This window comes from Streptococcus cristatus (assembly GCF_003943535.1).
GTDB classification, from domain to species: domain Bacteria; phylum Bacillota; class Bacilli; order Lactobacillales; family Streptococcaceae; genus Streptococcus; species Streptococcus cristatus_L.
This window is the reverse complement of the sequence record NZ_RJPU01000007.1, coordinates 12,021-29,507: the sequence shown is the minus strand read 5'-3', so window position 1 is coordinate 29,507 and position 17,487 is coordinate 12,021. Positions and strand designations below refer to the sequence as shown.

At 43.8% G+C, this 17,487-nt stretch carries 14 protein-coding genes and 2 pseudogenes; all 16 read left to right on the top strand.

Features of this window, described 5'->3' with window-relative positions:
* The first annotated feature begins 143 nt into the window (after window positions 1-143).
* Window positions 144-833: a ribonuclease III gene (gene rnc, locus D8790_RS08560; protein ID WP_125388306.1), complete on the top strand. Its 690-nt coding sequence runs from the start codon at window positions 144-146 to the stop codon at window positions 831-833.
* Complete coding sequence (gene smc, locus D8790_RS08555) at window positions 833-4,369, top strand: chromosome segregation protein SMC (protein ID WP_125388305.1); 3,537 nt, start codon at window positions 833-835, stop codon at window positions 4,367-4,369. The genes rnc and smc overlap by 1 nt, the downstream gene beginning before the upstream one ends.
* A gap of 366 nt (window positions 4,370-4,735) precedes the next feature.
* A pseudogene (locus tag D8790_RS08550) lies at window positions 4,736-5,420 on the top strand (AI-2E family transporter); the annotation flags it as partial.
* Window positions 5,407-6,702, top strand: coding sequence for a hypothetical protein (locus D8790_RS08545; protein ID WP_015605191.1), 1,296 nt, complete (start codon window positions 5,407-5,409; stop codon window positions 6,700-6,702). The pseudogene D8790_RS08550 and the gene D8790_RS08545, both read left to right, overlap by 14 nt.
* Before the next feature lie 4 nt (window positions 6,703-6,706).
* Window positions 6,707-6,934: pseudogene (locus tag D8790_RS08540) on the top strand (nucleoside deaminase); the annotation flags it as partial.
* 332 nt (window positions 6,935-7,266) lie between these two features.
* Window positions 7,267-8,058 (top strand): Cof-type HAD-IIB family hydrolase, encoded by a 792-nt coding sequence (locus D8790_RS08535; RefSeq protein WP_015605189.1) that lies wholly within the window; start codon window positions 7,267-7,269, stop codon window positions 8,056-8,058.
* Window positions 8,058-8,876, top strand: coding sequence for a Cof-type HAD-IIB family hydrolase (locus D8790_RS08530; protein WP_125388304.1), 819 nt, complete (start codon window positions 8,058-8,060; stop codon window positions 8,874-8,876). The genes D8790_RS08535 and D8790_RS08530 overlap by 1 nt, the downstream gene beginning before the upstream one ends.
* 3 nt (window positions 8,877-8,879) lie before the next feature.
* Window positions 8,880-10,388: a signal recognition particle-docking protein FtsY gene (ftsY, locus tag D8790_RS08525; protein WP_125388302.1), complete on the top strand. Its 1,509-nt coding sequence runs from the start codon at window positions 8,880-8,882 to the stop codon at window positions 10,386-10,388.
* Window positions 10,389-10,532: 144 nt separating this feature from the next.
* Window positions 10,533-11,162, top strand: coding sequence for a uracil phosphoribosyltransferase (upp, locus tag D8790_RS08515; protein WP_015605186.1), 630 nt, complete (start codon window positions 10,533-10,535; stop codon window positions 11,160-11,162).
* Between the two features lie 171 nt (window positions 11,163-11,333).
* A complete protein-coding gene (locus D8790_RS08510) occupies window positions 11,334-11,924 on the top strand; it encodes an ATP-dependent Clp protease proteolytic subunit (protein WP_005592197.1) in 591 nt (196 codons plus the stop codon).
* Window positions 11,925-12,010: 86 nt separating this feature from the next.
* A complete protein-coding gene (locus tag D8790_RS08505; RefSeq protein ID WP_015605184.1) occupies window positions 12,011-12,280 on the top strand; it encodes a DUF2129 domain-containing protein in 270 nt (89 codons plus the stop codon).
* 99 nt (window positions 12,281-12,379) lie between these two features.
* Window positions 12,380-13,540 carry an ABC transporter substrate-binding protein gene (locus D8790_RS08500; RefSeq protein ID WP_125388301.1) on the top strand — a complete coding sequence of 387 codons (1,161 nt, stop codon included), beginning with the start codon at window positions 12,380-12,382 and terminating at the stop codon, window positions 13,538-13,540.
* Between the two features lie 151 nt (window positions 13,541-13,691).
* On the top strand, window positions 13,692-14,561 hold the full coding sequence (locus D8790_RS08495) for a branched-chain amino acid ABC transporter permease (protein WP_095666451.1): 870 nt from the start codon (window positions 13,692-13,694) through the stop codon (window positions 14,559-14,561).
* A 3-nt stretch (window positions 14,562-14,564) separates the two neighbouring features.
* Window positions 14,565-15,518, top strand: a complete 954-nt coding sequence (locus tag D8790_RS08490; protein WP_125388297.1) for a branched-chain amino acid ABC transporter permease — start codon at window positions 14,565-14,567, stop codon at window positions 15,516-15,518.
* Window positions 15,518-16,282, top strand: coding sequence for an ABC transporter ATP-binding protein (locus tag D8790_RS08485; protein ID WP_125388296.1), 765 nt, complete (start codon window positions 15,518-15,520; stop codon window positions 16,280-16,282). Before D8790_RS08490 ends, D8790_RS08485 begins: the two co-directional genes overlap by 1 nt.
* Window positions 16,282-16,992, top strand: a complete 711-nt coding sequence (locus D8790_RS08480; RefSeq protein WP_125388295.1) for an ABC transporter ATP-binding protein — start codon at window positions 16,282-16,284, stop codon at window positions 16,990-16,992. Before D8790_RS08485 ends, D8790_RS08480 begins: the two co-directional genes overlap by 1 nt.
* Window positions 16,993-17,487: the final 495 nt, after the last annotated feature.

Here is a 17,487-nt window from a genome sequence, read left to right as displayed (position 1 = left end):
CGGGAAATACGCTAAGAAGGCAAGTAAACAAGTGCGTTGGCACTTGTTTTTTGGTATAATGGTAGATAGTTCACAAAGAACATCATTTTAGAAAGGATGGATTGGACTCATGCTCTGTCTTGGCCTAGCATGAAAAAGAAACTATGGAACAATTAAAAGATGCACTGCTGGAGCAGTTTGGACTGGTGTTTGAAGACAGCAGTCTGCTAGAGACCGCTTTTACTCACACCAGCTATGCCAATGAGCACCGCCTCTTAAAAATTTCACACAATGAACGCCTGGAATTTTTAGGAGACGCTGTTCTGCAGCTGATTATTTCTGAGTATTTATATAAAAAATACCCCAAAAAACCAGAAGGAGGTTTGTCAAAACTACGCTCCATGATTGTCCGAGAGGAGAGTTTGGCTGGCTTTGCACGGGACTGTCAGTTTGATCAGTTTATCAAGCTGGGTCGCGGTGAGGAAAAGTCAGGAGGCCGCAATCGCGATACCATTCTGGGTGACTTATTTGAGGCCTTTTTGGGTGCCCTCCTTTTGGATAAGGATGTGGAGACTGTCAAGGACTTTATTTATCAAGTCATGATTCCCAAGGTGGAAGCAGGTGACTTTGAGCAGGTGACAGACTATAAGACCAAGCTGCAAGAACTCCTTCAGGTTAATGGCGATGTGGAGATTGTCTATCAGGTTACAGATGAGACGGGACCAGCCCATGCTAAGAACTTTGCTGTGGCTGTGTTGATCAATGGTCAAAAAGCAGGTCAGGGACAAGGCCGTTCTAAGAAACTGGCTGAGCAGGAAGCTGCCAAGGATGCATTTGAAAAGGAAAGTCACTAATGTTTTTAAAGGAAATTGAAATTCAGGGCTTCAAGTCATTTGCAGATAAGACCAAGGTTGTTTTTGACCAAGGGGTGACTGCTGTTGTTGGTCCCAATGGCTCAGGCAAGTCCAACATTACGGAGAGCCTGCGCTGGGCTCTGGGTGAGTCGAGCGTCAAGAGTCTGCGGGGCGGTAAGATGCCCGATGTTATTTTTGCTGGGACGGAGAACCGTAAGCCCCTCAACTATGCTTCGGTCGTTGTGATTTTGGATAATCAGGATCAGTTTATCAAGCAAGCAGGCAAGGAAATCTGCGTCGAGCGCCATATCTATCGCAGTGGTGATAGCGAGTACAAGATTGACGGCAAAAAGGTCCGTCTGCGCGATGTCCATGACCTTTTCATGGATACAGGACTGGGACGGGATTCTTTCTCCATTATTTCCCAAGGAAAGGTCGAGGAAATCTTTAACAGCAAGCCAGAGGAGCGTCGGGCTATTTTTGAAGAAGCGGCCGGAGTGCTCAAATATAAGACCCGCCGCAAGGAAACGGAAAGCAAGCTGGCGCAGACTCAAGACAATCTGGATCGCTTGGAAGATATTATCTACGAGCTGGATAGTCAAGTCAAGCCGCTGGAGAAGCAGGCTGAGACAGCCAAGCGCTTTTTAGAACTGGATCAAGAGCGTCAGGAGCTTTATCTGGATGTCTTGGTGGCTCAAATCAAGGCGAATAAAAGTGATTTGACGGCGGCAGAAGCTGATTTGGAGAGTATCAAGCAGGAACTAGCGGCCTATTATACGAAACGGGACGAATTGGAGCGTGAAAACCAAGAAATCAAGGTCAAACGGCAGGAAGTGAATCAAAAACTGTCTGACGATCAGGCCAGTCTTTTAGAGTTGACGCGTTTGATCAGTGATTTGGAACGCCAGATAGACCTAGCTAAGCTGGAATCTAGTCAGGCGGCCAGCAGCCGTTTGGAAAATGAAGAACGCTTGGCTGGGTTGAGAGAAAAAAGCCAGCAGCTGACAGCTGATATTTCCTCCAAGGAAGCTCATCTAGCTGATCTAGCAGTCCAGTTGACTGAAAATCAAGAGGCCATGAGCCAGTTGGAAGCAGAGTTGGCGGACTTTTCAGATGACCCAGACCAGCTGATTGAAAATCTGCGGGATCGTTACGTCAAGCTCATGCAAGAAGAAGCGGACTTGTCCAACGACTTGACCTCGCTCGAAAATCGACTGGAGAATGAGCGGAGTCAAGCTGCCAGCAAACAGGCTGAGTTTAGCAAACTACAGGCTGATTTAAAGGCCGGTAGGCAAGAAGAAGCGGCTCGACAGGCAGAATTAGAAGAAGCTCAGACTGCTCTCAGAGTCTTGCTAGATCAGTATCAGGAGCAGCAGGGGCAGGTCGAGAAGTTGGCGACTACTTATCAAAATGAGCAGACCAGCATGTTTGCCCTGCTGGATGATTTAAAAAATAAAAAAGCTCGCGCAGCCAGTTTAGAAGCTATTCTTAAAAATCACAGTAATTTTTATGCAGGAGTAAAAAGTGTCCTGCAGGAAGCTGATCGTCTGGGTGGCATTGTCGGGGCAGTCAGCGAGAAATTGAGCTTCGATCCTCATTACCAGACCGCTTTGGAAATTGCGCTGGGGGCAAGTAGTCAGCATATCATCGTTGAGGACGAAGGGGCAGCGACCAGAGCCATCGATTTTCTTAAGAAAAATCGGGCTGGTCGGGCTACCTTCCTACCTCTGACGACCATCAAGGCTCGTCAACTTCCCGAGCAAAATCAATCCAGAATTGAGGCTAGTTCAGGCTTCTTAGGTATAGCTTCGGAGCTGGTGACCTATGAGCCAGGTTTGGAGAATATTTTCCAAAATCTGTTGGGGACAACCGCTATTTTTGATACGATTGAGCATGCGCGTGCGGCTGCTCGTCAGGTACGTTACCAAGTCAGAATTGTAACGCTGGACGGAACGGAACTGCGCACAGGCGGTTCTTACGCCGGAGGAGCCAATCGCAATAATAACACAATCTTTATCAAGCCTGAACTGGACAGCCTGCTTGGAGAAATGGAGCAGCAGTCCCAGAAGCTGAAAGCTCAGGAGCAGCAAGTTGAAAGCTTGCAGTCCCAGCTATCAGAGGCCAAGCAAGCCTTGGAAGCCATCAAGTCTGAGGGTGAGCAAGCTCGCTTGACGGAGCAAAGAGTTAAGTTGGCTTACGAACAGATTGCGGAGCGGGTTGCAGAACTCAGCCAGCTGGAGCAACTGCAGGAGCAGGACTTGGCTAGTCAGTCTGAGACTGGAGGACTGGCTGAAAAGAAAAAAATGGAAGAGCGGTTGTCGGCTATTGAGGCTGCAAAAACAGCTATTACTGCTGAAATCGAGCAAGTCAAGTCGAATAAAAACGCTGTTCAGGATCGTTTCGATCAGCTATCGGCTAACTTGTCAGAACTGAAATTGAAGAGCACGGAGCTGACTTCTAGCCAGCGCTTTGAGAAGAATGATTTGTCGCGTTTGCTAGAGGAGAAGGCTGCTCTGGACAAGGAAGTCGTTACTTTGCAGCTTTTGATAGAGCAAAAGGAAGAAGCGGTCAGCCAGAAGGTGGATATTTCCGTCTTGGAAGAGCAGCTTAAGACTGCCCAAGAGAAAAAGACAGACTTGGATCAGAGCCTCATCCGACTCAAATTTGAGCTGGACGACTTAGAGGGCCAGTCTGAGGATATTCTAGGGAACTTAGATCAAGCCCGTCAGCAAAACGAAAGTCTGATTCGCCGTCAGGCCAAGGCAGAGGCTGAAAAAGAGAAATTTTCAGATGCCTTGCGTCGTCTGCTGACTAATCTGACGGATAATTACCAGATCAGCTTTGAAGAGGCTGATCAAAGAGCGCGTTCTTTGGAAAATCTTGCAGCTGCAGAAGCCCAAGTCAAAGACTTAGAAAAGGCTATTCGTGCTTTGGGACCGGTCAATCTGGAAGCAGTAGAACAATTTGAAGAAGTCAGCAACCGACTGAATTTCCTCAAAAGTCAGCGGGACGATGTCCTCTCAGCCAAAAATCTTCTCTTGGAAACCATTGAAGAGATGAATGACGAAGTCAAGGAACGTTTCCAAACAACCTTTGAAGCCATTCGTGAAAGCTTCAAGCTGACCTTTAGCCAGATGTTTGGCGGCGGTTCAGCTGACCTGATCTTGACAGAAGGCGACCTGCTGACAGCTGGGGTAGAGATTTCGGTTCAGCCTCCGGGCAAGAAAATCCAATCTCTCAATCTTATGAGTGGTGGAGAAAAAGCCCTGTCAGCCTTAGCCCTTCTCTTCTCCATCATCCGCGTCAAGACCATTCCGTTTGTTATCTTGGATGAAGTTGAGGCAGCTCTGGATGAGGCCAATGTCAAGCGCTTTGGGGATTATCTCAATCGCTTTGACAAAGAAAGCCAGTTTATCGTTGTGACCCACCGTAAGGGAACCATGTCTGCGGCAGATTCCATCTATGGAGTAACCATGCAGGAGTCAGGAGTTTCCAAGATTGTGTCGGTCAAGTTAAAAGATTTAGAAAGTTTATAGTATGAGTATAAAATTAGTAGCAACAGAAATCGGAATAAGGTAATTGATACAATAGAATACTAAGAAAGCCTTTGAATAAGTTGTTTCAAGGCTTTTTACTGTCTATAGATAGAAGGAAATGGGTATCAGAAATACTTTGATTCTATGGAGACACCCTTGATTTGTTAAACGTTAAATTGCATGTTTCGAAAGTCAATCATCTTGAGGCAGTATAACTGCATAATAACATTTCTTTCGTCAATAGAAAGTAGGAGTTATAGTAAATTGTGAGAATTCTTGGTATAATGAGGATAATAAATAAAAAATAATTTGAAGGCACAGGTATGTTGATGGAAATAAACTAGGTTATAGATAATACAAAAGCGTATATCGTCTGTCATTACATTCCTTGGCGGATTTACAACGAATATTATAGGCTCTTCTCAAATGTGTTCTCTGTGATTATGGGGATTTTCTTCATGATTAATATTCTCGTAAGTAAGGAAATACTCGCACGTTTAACGCTTCGCATTCTCAATGTGGTGTTGCTAAAAGACAAAATTGAGCACATTCTTATGTCGGGGAAGTCATCGTGGATACGTATGACCGTTTCTTGATGAGTCAAATCATCGAGGCGGGAATTGTTGGGGTTATGATTTTTGCCGCATACTCTCTTGTAGGGTTGCCATATGCAGGACTTGTTGGGGTGCTGGCCGGAGTATTCTCGTTCATTCCGAATATCGGGCCGTTTATGGCGTGCGGAATCGTAATGCTCTTCATCTTTACAGAAAGCCCAATTCAAGCACTCATTTCGGTTGTCGTCTTTATGGTCGTTCAAACAGTGGAAGGCAATGTCGTCTATCCTAGGGTTGTCGGCAGTTCCGTAGGGTTGCCAACGGCTCTAACCCTTGCTACTACGTTAATCGGTGGAAATCTCTTTGGTTTAGTAGGAATGATTTTCTTCACACCAATCTTTGCCGTGATTTACCGTCTCGTGAAAGAATGGATGGAGAAACATGAACAAGCTGCTCCAGTGGTAGCTGTAGGAGGTATTATTGATGAAGAAAATTAGCGACTTAGGGATTACGGGGAAAAAGCTCCTCTTTGAAGGGATTGCGTTCCTTGTTGCTGGGATATTGCTCCTTATATTCGGACCAAGCTTCCCAGAATTGATGTTACGTCTGTTTTTAACATTCTTATGGGCCCGTGAACTATGGAATTTCTTATTCCGTTGGTTTAGTAAAGCGGCATCTAAAGACCCGTTATGGCTGAATATAGGGAAATTTTCCCTTTACGGATTTTTAGCAGGAAATCAATTCTTCCTGTCATTGCCGATTGCGATTGTAAGCATCTTGATGGGACTCAATGAAGTGATGAAGGCGGGAATTAGTGGTGTGACATACTATATTTATGTCAAAGATGATATTCGCCCGCGATTTCGCTTGCTCTTTGATACCATTTGGCTTTCAGTTGTCGGGGTAGCCACTTTAATTTCTCTTGGGGGCGACGGCAATTTGCAAATGTTCTTCCTTTCGCTCTATTTTATCGGGTATGGGATTAGCAATATTCGGGACGGCTGGTTCTTCGAGGCCGAAGTTGGAAAGAAAGTCCTTCGCAGACGCTTGCGTCGTGGGATGCCGCTTGTATTTGCTGCACTGATTCCTCGAGTAACCTTACAAAAAATTAATGATGCGTTGGAACTTGGAGAAGGCGAAACGGCTTCAGAAATTTACGACCGTGCCAAAGAAAATGCAGAACCAAACTTAGAGATGTTTATTCATGTCACAAAAGACGGGTTTGGAGCCATCGGGCATGTCGACCTGTGTTATAAGGGCCGCATTATTTCATTCGGAAACTACGATACGAATTCGGAGCGCCTCTTTGGAACGATGGGGGACGGGGTACTTTTCAGTGCCGACCGTGAAAAATACATCGAATTTTGTAAACGCGAAAATCATAAGACCCTACTGGGATATGGTCTTGCCTTGTCTCCAGAACAACTCGCGGCCATCGATAAGGAAATCGCCAAATTGATGTCGCTGACAGTGCCTTGGGATCCACCGAAAATGGTGAAACCTAAGCATCCTGGAATCGACAAAGAAGAACCAATGTATGCCTACAAGCTCAAACAAGAAGCAGATGCACTCTTGTATAAATTTACCTCTTCAAAATTCAAGACGTATTTTGTGATGAGTACCAACTGTGTATTGCTAGCCGATACGATTGTCGGGACAGCAGGCACCGATATTTTAAGCGCCCGAGGATTTATTTCACCAGGAACGTACCAAGATTACTTAGATAAGGAGTTTGAGAGACCGCATAGTCTAGTCGTGACGAAGCGCGTCTATCAGTAAGAACATGGAACTTCATGAAAAAGAATTCTTTATGAGGGAAGCGTTGAAGGAAGCGCAGAAAGCCTATGACCAAGCGGAAGTGCCAATCGGGGCTGTCGTGGTCTTGAATGGTGAAATTATTGGGCGTGGTCATAACTTACGTGAAAAGGAACAAGACGCCACGCTGCACGCCGAAATCAAAGCCATTCGCCAGGCAAACCAACACCTTGGAAGCTGGCGACTCGAAGACTGCTAAGTCAGTTTGTAGACCACGCTTCGCCAGAACGTATTTGCCAAATAGCAAAACATAAATTGAATTTAGGATAACTAAATATATAAAAAGTTTATGTGATGTTATTTTATAAAATAAAAAAGTAAATAGATATAGTATAAACAATATCAAAAACGGTCAGGTCATAGAAATATGATCTGACTGTTTTTCATCTGTGGAATGAAGTGTTAGTTTTATGATATAATATAAAGGATTAACAGAGATGAGAAATGATGGGGGTTGCCTAAATCCTTAAAAGATGCATACCCTAAATGCCCTTTGCACACCCCTAATTCAAAAAAGGAGATAATTGTATGATAAGACTCATTGCCACAGATATGGACGGGACTTTTTTAGATGACAAGGGTCAGTTTGATATGGAGCGGCTCAAGCACCTGCTAGCTCAGTTTAGAGAAAAGGGCATCTACTTTGCTGTTGCCAGTGGTCGAGGGATTCTCTCTCTTGAGAAGCTCTTTCATGAAGTTCGGGATGATATTATCTTTATCGCAGAAAATGGTAGCCTAGTAGAGTTTCAAGGAAAAGATCTATACGAAGCAACCATGCCAAGAGAATTTTATCTAAAGGTATTTGACAAGCTTAAGGAGTCGCCTTTTGTCAATATCAATGAGTTGCTTCTGACAGGGAAAAAAGGCTGTTATGTGCTAGAGACAGTAGATCCGACTTATCTCTCTTTCAGCGCTAATTATAATGAAAATATCCAAAAAGTTGCTGATTTTAGTGAGATTACAGACGAGATTTTTAAATTCACGACCAATTTCAGCGAAGAAACAGTGGCCGACGGCGAAGCCTGGGTCAATGAAAATGTCGCAGGTGTCAAGGCGATGACAACAGGCTATAAGTCGATTGATATCGTGCTGGACTATGTGGATAAAGGCGTGGCTCTTGTCGAGCTAGCTAAGAAGCTAGGCCTAGAAATGGACCAGGTCATGGCTTTTGGCGATAACCTCAATGACCTGCATATGATGCAGGTGGTGGGGCACCCGATTGCACCAGAAAATGCACGGCCGGAAATTTTGGCAGTTGCGAAAGAAGTGATTGGCCACCATGCGGCCCAATCTGTTATGACCTACATGGAGGGCTTATAATGGCTGATATTAAATTGATCGCTTTGGACTTGGACGGGACGCTTTTGACTACGGATAAAAAGATTTCTCAAGGGAATCTGGCAGCGCTCAAAGCGGCTCAGCAGCAAGGTGTCAAAGTTGTATTGACCACAGGGCGTCCGCTTAAGGCTATGGAATTTTTCCTGCATGAGCTGGGCACTGATGGTCAGGCAGATGAATACACCATTACCTTTAATGGTGGTCTAGTTCAGCGCAATACAGGCGAAATTTTGGATAAAACAGTTTTTGCCTATGATGATGTGGCTAGAATTTATGAAGAGACTGAGAAATTAGGCCTACCTCTGGATGCGATTGATGGTGGCTTGGTTTATCAGATTCAATCAGACCAGGCATCGCTCTATGCGGAGTTTAATCCAGCTCTGAATTTTGAATCCATTGCTTTTGAAGACCTTTCTAGCCAGATTACCTATAATAAGTGCGTCACAGCCTTTGCTCAGGAACCGCTAGATGCGGCCATTCCTCACATTTCGCCTGAACTGTTTGACCAGTATGAAATTTTCAAATCACGGGAAATGCTGCTGGAATGGTCACCTAAAAATGTCCACAAGGCGACTGGTTTGGAGAAACTGATTGCCCACTTGGGAATTGATAAAAGCCAAGTTATGGCCTGCGGTGACGAAGCCAATGATCTGTCAATGATTGCTTGGGCTGGGCTAGGAGTTGCCATGCAAAATGCTGTGCCAGAAGTCAAGGAAGTCGCAGAAGTTGTCACTCCGATGACCAATGATGAAGATGCAGTTGCTTGGGCCATTCGGAAATATGTATTGAAGGAGAACTAAAGAATGGGATTATTTGACCGTCTTTTTGGACGTAAAAAAGAGGAACTTGAAGAAAAGCCCCAGTTAGATGAACAGGCAGAGGAGAGTTATCAGACTACAGAGATTGAAGTTCCATCTGAGACAGACTTCCAGCCCCTTGCTGCTTCTAGTGAAGAAACAGCGGAAACTCCGGTAGTAGAATCTGTGCCAGAAGAGAATACAGAGCCTGCAGTTTCAGCAATTTCTGAGCAGGAATTGGCCCCAACTAGCCAGCAAGCTGACTTATCTCAACCAGTGCTTGAAGATCAGGAAAGTCCTGAGCAAGTTTTGGCTGAGGCAGAAGAGCAGTCTGAAACTTCAGCAAATCAAGCTTTGGAAAGTAGTAGCGAATCAGAAGCGGCGACCGAAAGCAGAGATTATTACCAAGAATTGCAGGAGCGTTTGGCTGCAGCGAGAGAGCAAATCAGCCACGAACCAGAGCAAGAAGTATCTAGTGAGCAGGAAGCAAGCACATCTTTACAAGCAGACTTGACCGAGTATGGAGAAGAGGCGACGGAAGAGTTGGCTCCCGCAGAAACATCTGAGAATTCTACTGAATACCAAGAAGAGAGTGTTCAAGACAAGTATGACCGCAGTCTCAAAAAGACGCGGACTGGCTTTGGTGCTCGCCTTAATGCCTTTTTTGCTAATTTCCGCTCAGTTGACGAAGATTTCTTTGAAGACTTGGAAGAATTGCTGATTACCAGTGATGTCGGTGTACAGGTAGCTTCCAATCTGACTGAGGACTTGCGCTATGAAGCTCGTCTGGAAAATGCTAAGAAACCAGACGCCTTGCGTCAACTCATCATTGAAAAATTGGTCGATATCTATGAGAAAGATGGCCGCTTTAATGAAAAAATCAATTTCCAAAACGGTTTGACTGTCATGCTCTTTGTCGGTGTAAATGGAGTAGGGAAGACGACCTCAATCGGTAAATTGGCCTATAAATACAAACAGGAAGGAAAAAAAGTGATGCTAGTGGCAGCAGACACCTTCCGAGCTGGAGCAGTGGCTCAGCTGGCTGAATGGGGGCGGCGCGTAGATGTTCCAGTAGTAACGGGGCCTGAGAAGAGCGATCCTGCCAGCGTCGTGTTTGACGGTTTGGAAAGAGCCAAGGCTGAAAATGTCGATATTCTCATGATTGATACAGCTGGTCGCTTGCAAAATAAGGACAATCTCATGGCAGAGCTGGAAAAAATCGGTCGTATTATCAAGCGGGTGGATCCAGCAGCGCCGCACGAAACCTTCCTAGCCTTGGATGCCTCTACGGGTCAAAATGCACTGGTTCAAGCCAAAGAATTTTCAAAAATTACGCCTGTGACAGGTATTGTCCTGACTAAGATTGACGGAACTGCGCGCGGTGGTGTTGTTCTTGCCATTCGTCAGGAACTGGATATTCCAGTGAAGCTGATTGGTTTTGGCGAGAAAATTGACGACATCGGCGAGTTTAATTCTGAGAACTTTATGAGAGGCCTCTTAGAAGGTTTGGTGTAATAGTCTATCAATAAAGCCTAAATTGAAATCAAACTCTTCTATCAAAAAGTAATTAAAATAGATGAAAAGGTTTGCTTGTTGCAAGCCTTTTTTCTTCTTTTTTGATATAATAAGAAGAATAAAATGAAAGAAGGAAATCCAATCATGGGAAAACTTGAAGTTATCGCTCATCCACTCATTCAGCATAAATTGTCTATCTTGCGTCGTACAGATACCTCTACTAAAGCTTTTCGTGAATTGGTAGATGAAATCGCAATGCTGATGGGATACGAAGTTTTGCGCGATTTACCACTTGAAGATGTAGAAATTGAAACACCAATTACGAAAACAGTTCAAAAGCAGATTGCAGGGAAAAAATTGGCGATCGTCCCAATCTTGCGGGCTGGTATCGGTATGGTGGATGGTCTCCTGAGTTTGGTTCCTGCCGCTAAAGTCGGCCACATCGGAATGTACCGTGATGAAGAGACCTTGAAGCCAGTTGAATATTTGGTAAAATTGCCAGAAGACATTGACCAACGTCAAATCTTTGTTGTTGATCCAATGTTGGCTACAGGTGGTTCTGCTATCTTGGCTGTGGATTCACTTAAAAAACGTGGTGCAAGCAACATCACATTTGTCTGCTTAGTGTCTGCTCCAGAAGGTGTCAAAGCCTTGCAGGATGCGCATCCTGATGTAGATATCTTCACTGCTGCCCTTGATGATCATCTTAATGAACACGGCTACATCGTTCCAGGTCTCGGAGATGCTGGTGACCGCCTCTTTGGTACAAAATAATAGCTAGAAGTTACAAAAAGGAAAGTTCTGCCAAACCGGTGGATTTGTGCTTTCTAAACCAAAGATAATCTCAGCGCTGTTCTCTGTCATCCGACAGAGAAAGCAAATGTTTGACCTTTTTTGACCAAAAAGTTATAATAATGAATAGATCGAATGAAGGAGAAAATATTCATGATTCCTGTAGTTATTGAACAAACCAGCCGTGGTGAGCGTTCTTATGACATTTACTCACGCCTTTTAAAAGACCGTATTATCATGCTGACAGGTCCTGTTGAGGACAATATGGCTAATTCTGTTATTGCGCAGCTACTTTTCCTAGATGCACAAGACAGCACCAAGGACATCTATCTTTATGTTAATACTCCAGGTGGCTCTGTGTCAGCGGGATTGGCGATTGTAGATACCATGAACTTCATTAAGTCTGATGTGCAGACGATTGTCATGGGAATGGCAGCCAGCATGGGAACTATCATTGCTTCTAGCGGTGCGAAGGGCAAACGTTTCATGCTTCCAAATGCAGAGTATATGATTCACCAGCCAATGGGTGGTACTGGTGGAGGTACTCAGCAAACAGATATGGCTATTGCAGCAGAGCATTTGCTTAAGACTCGTAGGACCTTGGAGCAAATTCTTGCCGACAATTCTGGTAAATCGGTTGAGCAGATTCACGCAGATGCAGAACGTGATTACTGGATGAGTGCCCAAGAAACCTTGGAATATGGTTTTATCGATGAAATCATGGCGAATAATAATCTTAGCTAGTTTTCATTTATAACTACGAAAAATGCCCCATTTGCGGGCTTTTTTTGATATAATCAATAGAGTACAAATGACCAGAGAGGATTGTCATGTTTAAAAAAGAGGAACGAATGGGCTTCATCATTCATCTATACTATAATCGAGATGCAAAGAAGCTGGCGCATGTTGGAGATATTATTTATCATTCTAAGAAACACCGCTATTTGCAGCTTTATGTGGCAAAAGATCAGGCGGATTCTCTGAAGGAGAGCCTGTCAAAAGAGTCCTATATCAAAAAAATCCAGACCTGCGAGATCCAAAATCTGGATACGAATTTTGTTGGAAGCTTGTTTAGAAACCAAGAAAACGCTATTATTTAAAAAAAAGGCTTCTTTGGGTTGACAATTGTCAGATAATTCGGTATATTCTTACTATATCATTTGCAAACAAAGCAAATAACAAAATAGAGGAGATTATTCATGAAGAAAAAATTTGCACTTTCGCTTGTAGCTTTTGCTAGTGCTGCGCTTCTAGCAGCCTGTGGAGAAGTTTCTACAAACAACTCATCTGCTACTGGAACAGAAATCGGTAAAACACTTAAGTTCGGTTTCAACTTTGAAGAAACTGGCGCTGTAGCAGCTTACGGTACTGCAGAACAACACGGTGCTCAACTTGCTGTTGATGAAATCAACGCAGCTGGCGGTGTAGACGGCAAGAAAATCGAAGTAACTGATAAAGACAACAAATCAGAAACAGCAGAAGCAGCTACTATTTCTACAAGCTTGGCGACTCAAGATAAGGTGAATACCATCATCGGTCCTGCGACTTCAGGTGGGGTTGCGGCTGCAATTGCCAATGCTGGTAAAGCTGGTGTGCCTTTGGTAACACCAAGTGCTACACAGGATGATTTGACAAAAAACCAAGACTATCTGTATCGTGCAACCTTTACTGATAGTTACCAAGGTAAAGTCATCTCTAAATATGTAACAGAAAACTTGAAAGCTAAGAAAGTTGTACTCTATTATGACAACTCAAGCGACTATGCTAAAGGAATGGCTGAAGCCTTCAAGAAAGAATACAAGGGTGAAATTGTTGCGACAGAAACCTTTGCTTCTGGTGACTCAGATTTCCAAGCTGCTTTGACAAAGATCAAAGGCAAAGAATTTGATTCACTGGTTGTACTAGGTTACTACACAGAAGCTGGTAAATTGGTGAACCAAGCGCGTGGTTTGAGTATCACTCAAACAATCGTTGGACCAGACGGATTTAGCGATGCTAAGTTTGTAGAACAAGCAACTCCAGCAGCAGCAACTAATGTTTATTATGTATCTGGTTTCTCAACTTCAGGCGACATGACAGATAAAGCGAAGAAATTCGTTGCAGCTTACAAGGCTAAATACAATGAAGAACCATCTATGTTTGCAGCGCTCTCATATGACGCAGTTTACATGGCAGCAGAAGCATCTAAGGGTGCAAAAACATCTGTAGATATTAAAGATAACCTTGCTAAGTTAAAAGACTTTGAAGGAGTTACTGGATCCATTACCATTGATAAAGATCACAACCCTGTGAAGACAGCCTTGATGATCGGTTTGAAAGATGGTAAAGTAGATACTGTTGAGACAGTTAAACCTGAATAAAGGGTCTGAGGCTGGGGACAAACCCAGTCTTTGACTTGTTTCTTACTTGTTTATGATGTTTGAGTAGAGACGGCAAGACAAGGCTTCGTCTGAGATTGTTGTTTCTGCTCTTATTTTATATTAGAAAGAGTGGTGTGGAATGCTCGAACAAATTCTTCAGCAGCTAGCCAATGGATTGATTTTGGGGAGTGTCTATGCGCTTCTGGCCTTGGGTTATACCATGGTTTACGGAATTATCAAACTGATCAATTTCGCGCATGGAGACATTTATATGATCGGTGCTTTCATGGGATATTACCTGATTAACACCCTTCACCTGAATTTCTTTGTGGCCCTTATTTTATCTATGGTTGGAACAGCGATCCTTGGTGTAGTGATTGAGTTCTTAGCCTATCGTCCGCTGCGCAATTCAACACGGATTGCAGCCTTGATCACAGCAATTGGGGTTTCTTTCCTTTTGGAGTACGGGATGGTCTTCTTTGTAGGTGCCAATACTCGTTCTTTCCCTCAGGTGATTGAAACAGTGCGTTATACGATTGGACCAGTTTCGATTTCCAATATCCAACTAATGATTTTGGGAATTTCTATTTTACTCATGGTTGGTTTGCAGTTTATCGTGCAAAAAACCAAAATGGGGAAAGCCATGCGGGCTGTTTCCGTGGATAGCGATGCTGCCCAGCTGATGGGAATCAATGTCAATCGTACGATCAGCTTTACTTTTGCCTTGGGTTCAGCCTTGGCAGGAGCAGCAGGGGTGCTGATTGCCCTTTATTACAACTCACTTGAGCCACTGATGGGAATGACCCCAGGTATCAAGTCTTTCGTTGCGGCAGTTTTGGGAGGAATTGGTATCATCCCAGGGGCAGCTTTGGGTGGTTTTGTAATCGGTCTCTTGGAAACTTTTGCAACAGCAGTTGGACTGTCAGATTTCCGTGATGCGATTGTGTATGCGATCTTAATTATCATTCTATTGGTTCGCCCAGCTGGTATTCTAGGTAAAAATGTGAAAGAGAAGGTGTAATGTATGAAAAATAATTTAAAAGTAAATGCGTTATGGCTTGCTCTGATCCTCTTTGGCTACCTTTTGATGACAGTGCTTGCTAGCACAGGCATTCTCAATCCTTTCTATCTGCAAATCTTTGAGCAGATTGGGATTAATATTATCTTGGCTGTGGGCCTCAATCTTATCGTTGGTTTTTCTGGGCAATTCTCGCTTGGGCATGCTGGCTTTATGGCGATTGGTGCCTATGCAGTAGCTATCATGGGCTCTAAGTCTCCAAACTATGGGACTTTCTTTATTGCTATGTTGGTTGGCGCTGTGATTGCAGGTGCAGTAGCTCTGCTTGTTGGTATTCCGACCCTGCGCTTAAAGGGAGACTATTTGGCGATTGCGACCCTGGGTGTTTCTGAAATTATCCGGATTTTGATTGTCAATGGTGGTGAATTGACCAATGGTGCGGCAGGTATCCTATCCATTCCTAACTTTACCTCTTGGCAGTTGGTTTATGTCTTTGTCGTAATTACAACTATTTTGACTCTCAACTTCCTCCGCAGTCCTATCGGACGTAGCACCTTGTCTGTTCGTGAGGACGAGATTGCGGCAGAGTCTGTCGGTGTCAATACAACAAAAATTAAGGTCATTGCTTTCGTTTTTGGAGCTATTACGGCTTCTATTGCAGGTTCTTTGCAGGCAGGCTTTGTTGGCTCTGTTGTACCAAAAGACTATTCCTTTATCAATACAATCAATGTCTTGATTATCGTCGTTTTTGGCGGTCTTGGATCAATGACTGGAGCAATCGTTGCGGCAGTAGTATTAGGGATTCTCAATATGCTTTTACAAGATATCTCCAGTGTTCGGATGATTGTTTATTCACTTGCCCTAATCTTGGTGATGATTTTCCGTCCAGGCGGCTTGCTGGGTACTTGGGAATTGAGCTTGGCTAAGCTCTTTAAAAAGAATAAGGAGGTCAAAGAATAATGGCGCTTCTTGATGTACAAAAATTAACCAAAAATTTCGGAGGACTGACGGCTGTTAGCGATGTAAGTCTGGAATTGAACGAGGGAGAATTGGTCGGTCTTATTGGGCCTAACGGTGCTGGAAAAACAACTCTTTTCAACCTTTTGACAGGTGTTTATGAACCGAGTGAGGGAACGGTTACTTTGGATGGTCATTTGCTGAATGGTAAAACACCTTACAAAATTGCAACTCTGGGTCTCAGCCGGACTTTCCAAAATATTCGTCTTTTTAAAGATTTGACCGTTTTGGACAATGTATTGATTGCTTTCGGTAATCACCATAAACTTCATGTATTGGCTTCTTTCTTCCGCCTTCCAGCATTTTATAAAAATGAAGAAGAATTGAAAGCGAAAGCTTTGGAATTGCTGGCCATCTTTGACTTGGATAAGGAAGCAGAAACCTTAGCTAAAAATTTGGCTTACGGCCAGCAACGTCGTCTGGAGATTGTCCGAGCGCTTGCCACAGAGCCTAAGATTCTTTTCTTGGATGAGCCAGCTGCTGGGATGAATCCACAGGAAACAGCTGAGCTGACTGCCCTGATCCGTCGGATTAAAAATGAATTTAATATTACCATCATGCTGATTGAGCATGATATGAGTCTGGTTATGGAAGTAACTGAGCGCATCTACGTACTAGAATACGGTCGCTTGATTGCCCACGGCACACCAGATGAGATTAAGAATGACAAACGCGTCATTGAAGCTTATCTAGGAGGTGAAGCCTAATGTCCATGCTCAAAGTTGAAAATCTATCTGTCCACTATGGCATGATTCAGGCTGTCCGAGATGTCAGCTTTGAAGTCAATGAAGGAGAGGTTGTTTCCCTTATCGGTGCCAATGGTGCTGGGAAAACAACCATCCTTCGCACGATTTCTGGTTTGGTTCGTCCAAGTGCTGGGAAAATTGAATTTGTAGGCAATGAAATTCAAAAAGTTCCTGCTCAAAAGATTGTAGCTGCGGGGCTTTCACAGGTTCCAGAAGGGCGCCATGTCTTTCCAGGACTGACCGTTTTGGAAAATCTTGAAATGGGAGCTTTTCTTAAGAAAAATCGTGAAGAAAATCAAGCCAATCTCAAAAAGGTCTTCTCTCGTTTCCCACGCTTGGAAGAGCGTAAAAATCAAGATGCTGCAACCCTTTCAGGTGGTGAGCAGCAGATGCTAGCTATGGGGCGAGCGCTCATGTCTACGCCTAAGCTCTTACTCTTGGACGAGCCGTCAATGGGGCTGGCTCCTATCTTCATCCAAGAAATCTTTGACATCATCCAAGATATCCAAAAGCAGGGGACAACTGTGCTCTTGATTGAGCAAAATGCCAATAAAGCACTGTCTATCGCAGACCGTGGTTATGTTCTTGAAACAGGAAAAATCGTTCTGTCTGGAACCGGTCAAGAGCTCCTCGCTTCTGATGAAGTCCGCAAAGCATATCTAGGTGGCTGAAACAATCCGGGGGATTGTTTCAGGTTGCAGATGGGAACTCGCGAAAGCGAGTTTTCTTCAAAATGTCTGGGGGACATTTTTAGGTTGTTGATAGAAAGATACAGTAGTAACTTAACATTTTGAAAAGGTCCAATGGACCTTTTTTTGTTTTCAAGATAAATTTGTTTATTTGGATGAGCCGATAGCTGTTTTTGGTTACAAGCAAAGAGTTGCATTGGCAACTACATGTTTTTTAAAATCCGCTGGGTCTTTTTTAGATGAGGCTAGAGTATCGTGGTATAGTTTTCTTTGGTGGAAGTTTCCATTTATTAAGTGCTGTGGTAGTAAGCGATGTAACAGTTCCACATGGTCCTTTCTCTGAATCTGTTTCTTCATTTTAAGTATCGAGCGAAAATATGGTAAAATATGGGAGAAGAAAAATTGCTCGGGTCGAAATGAAGAATGGAAATTTCGGAAAAAATTGTCAAAGTATAGGATATACTTATTGGCGATAAC